Source organism: Rhodoferax sp., assembly GCF_037143375.1.
Taxonomy (GTDB): Bacteria; Pseudomonadota; Gammaproteobacteria; order Burkholderiales; family Burkholderiaceae_C; genus Rhodoferax.
Window position 1 is genome coordinate 1 of record NZ_JBAWYV010000270.1, and the last position, 2,573, is coordinate 2,573.

The 2,573-nt window shown below is 54.5% G+C and carries 3 protein-coding genes and 1 pseudogene; all 4 read left to right on the forward strand.

Annotated features, from left to right (window positions below):
* Window positions 1–446, forward strand: a pseudogene (locus WCG50_RS18845) (elongation factor 4); the annotation flags it as partial.
* The gene (gene lepB, locus WCG50_RS18850; RefSeq protein WP_336901134.1) at window positions 446–1,411 is read left to right on the forward strand and encodes a signal peptidase I; all 966 of its coding nucleotides are present in this window, start codon (window positions 446–448) and stop codon (window positions 1,409–1,411) included. The pseudogene WCG50_RS18845 and the gene lepB, both read left to right, overlap by 1 nt.
* A 26-nt stretch (window positions 1,412–1,437) precedes the next feature.
* A complete protein-coding gene (locus WCG50_RS18855) occupies window positions 1,438–1,791 on the forward strand; it encodes a DUF4845 domain-containing protein (RefSeq protein ID WP_336901135.1) in 354 nt (117 codons plus the stop codon).
* 34 nt (window positions 1,792–1,825) lie between these two features.
* The gene (gene rnc / locus WCG50_RS18860; RefSeq protein WP_336901136.1) at window positions 1,826–2,512 is read left to right on the forward strand and encodes a ribonuclease III; all 687 of its coding nucleotides are present in this window, start codon (window positions 1,826–1,828) and stop codon (window positions 2,510–2,512) included.
* The last annotated feature ends 61 nt before the right edge of the window (window positions 2,513–2,573 follow it).

Here is a 2,573-nt window from a genome sequence, read left to right on the forward strand (position 1 = left end):
AAATCGTGCTGGACTTCTTTGACAAGCTCAAGTCGGTGTCGCGCGGTTATGCCTCAATGGACTATGACTTCAAGGAATACCGCGCCGCCGACGTGGTGAAGGTTGATATTTTGCTCAACGGCGAAAAGGTCGATGCCCTCTCCATCATCGTGCATCGCACGCAGTCGCAGTTCCGCGGCCGGGCGGTGGTGGCCAAGATGCGCGAGACGATTTCACGGCAGATGTTTGATGTGGCGATTCAGGCCGCCATTGGCTCCAATATCATCGCGCGTGAGTCCATCAAAGCGCTGCGCAAGAACGTGATCGCCAAGTGCTATGGCGGCGATATTTCGCGCAAGCGCAAGCTGCTTGATAAACAAAAAGAGGGTAAAAAACGCATGAAGCAAATCGGTTCAGTGGAAGTGCCGCAAGAGGCCTTCCTGGCAATTTTGCGGGTGGACGGCTAATGCAAGTTCTGACTTCCTTCATTCTGGCGGCCTTTGTCGGCTACGCCGCGTCCTGGTACTTCGGCATGGTCGAAGGCAACTTTGCGCTGCTGCTGTTTTTGGCCACGGTGGTGACCGGTATTTACTGGTTCGCCGAGCGTTTTTACTTTTTACCCCAGCGCCTCAAGGCGGCTGCCGCGCTCGACGCCGAGTCTTCCAAGCGCCGCGAAGAACTGCGCAAACAAGGCATCACCCAGATGGACGTCGATGTGTCTACTGCCAGAAACGCCATCTTGGCGCAGCCCTGGTGGCTGGACTGGACGGCCGGACTGTTCCCCGTGATCATCTCGGTGTTTTTTCTGCGCTCGTTCCTGTTCGAGCCGTTCAAGATTCCGTCGGGCTCGATGATTCCGACGCTGCTGGTGGGCGACCTCATTCTGGTCAACAAGTTTCACTACGGCGTTCGCTTGCCGGTCATCAACACCAAAATCACCGCTGGCACACCACCGCAGCGCGGTGATGTGATGGTGTTCAGGTACCCGCCCAAGCCCAGCCTGGATTACATCAAGCGCGTGGTCGGCATCCCTGGCGACGAAGTGGCTTATTTGAACAAGCGCCTGACCATCAACGGCAAAGCGATTGAGACCGTGGCCCTGCCCGAGTTTTTTGACGAAGACGTGATGCGCTACTTCAAGCAATACGAAGAGTCTCTGGGCGACAAAAAACACCGCTTGCTCAATGACGACGACCGTCCCGCCTTTGTGCCGGGTGCGGACGATTTTGTCTTCAAGAAGAACTGCCATTACAGTGTGGAAGGGGTTGTTTGCAAAGTACCTGAAGGCCATTACTTCATGATGGGCGACAACCGCGATAATTCGCTCGATTCGCGCTACTGGGGATTTGTGCCTGACAAAAACATCGTCGGCAAGGCGTTTTTTGTCTGGATGAACTTCAGCAGCTTCAAGCGCATCGGGTCATTCAATTGAAACTTCACACCTCCAAAGGGAACCGTATGACACCTCAATTCAAATCCAGACAACGCGGCCTGTCTTTTATTGGCCTGATTTTCATCGGTAGTTTGCTCGCCATGGCAGGTGTGGTGCTCGCCCAGATCGTGCCCACGGTCATCGAATACCAGGCAGTCGCAAAAGCCGCCAACAAAGCACGTGAAGGCAATACCGTGGCCGAGGTGCGTTCTATTTTTGACAAGGCAGCCGCCATTGACAACATCAGTTCGATCTCCGGCAAGGACATTGAAGTGACCAAGGAAGGCGACAAAATTGTCGTCAGCTTTGCGTACCAACGCGAAATCCATTTGACCGGTCCGGCGTTCCTGACCCTCAAATACGCAGGACGGTCCAAGTAATGCGTCAGTTCCGTTCATTGAAAGATGCGCAAGTGTGAAAGAAGCATTGATGGCGTTGCAAACTCGTTTGCAACACAAATTTTCTAATGCCGCGCTGCTGAGTCAGGCGGTCACACACCGCAGCTTTTCAGCCGACCACAACGAGCGACTCGAGTTTTTAGGTGATGCGGTGCTGAATCTTGCGGTGGCTGATTTGCTCTACACCCGCTTGAGCACCTTGCCTGAAGGTGATTTGTCACGGATTCGCGCCAATCTGGTCAAGCAAGACACGCTGCACCTGCTGGCGCTTGAGTTGGGCTTGCCTGACATCATTCGCCTGGGCGAGGGCGAGGCCCGCTCGGGTGGCCAAAAACGGCCTTCCATTTTGGCCGATGCCCTGGAGGCCCTGATTGGCGCGGTTTATCTGGACGCTGGTTTTATCGCCGCGCAAGGGCTGGTGCATCGCTTGTTCAAGTCGGTGGAAATCAACCCGACCATGCAAGCCATTGGCAAAGACCCCAAGACCGAATTGCAGGAATGGCTGCAGGGGCGCAAAATGAATTTGCCTTTGTACAACGTTGTCGGTACACAGGGCGCTGCGCACAAACAGACATTCGATGTGCAGTGTGAAATTCTCGAACTCAATTTTTCAGAGCGCGGCATTGGCGGTTCACGCCGTGCCGGCGAACAGGCCGCAGCTGCCGCCATGCTGCTCACTATCAAGGCAAAAGCCAAATCATGACTACTACAAAATTAATAGCTGCTCAGGCAGAAGACACGGGGGCTGAAGGCCAAAATGACAT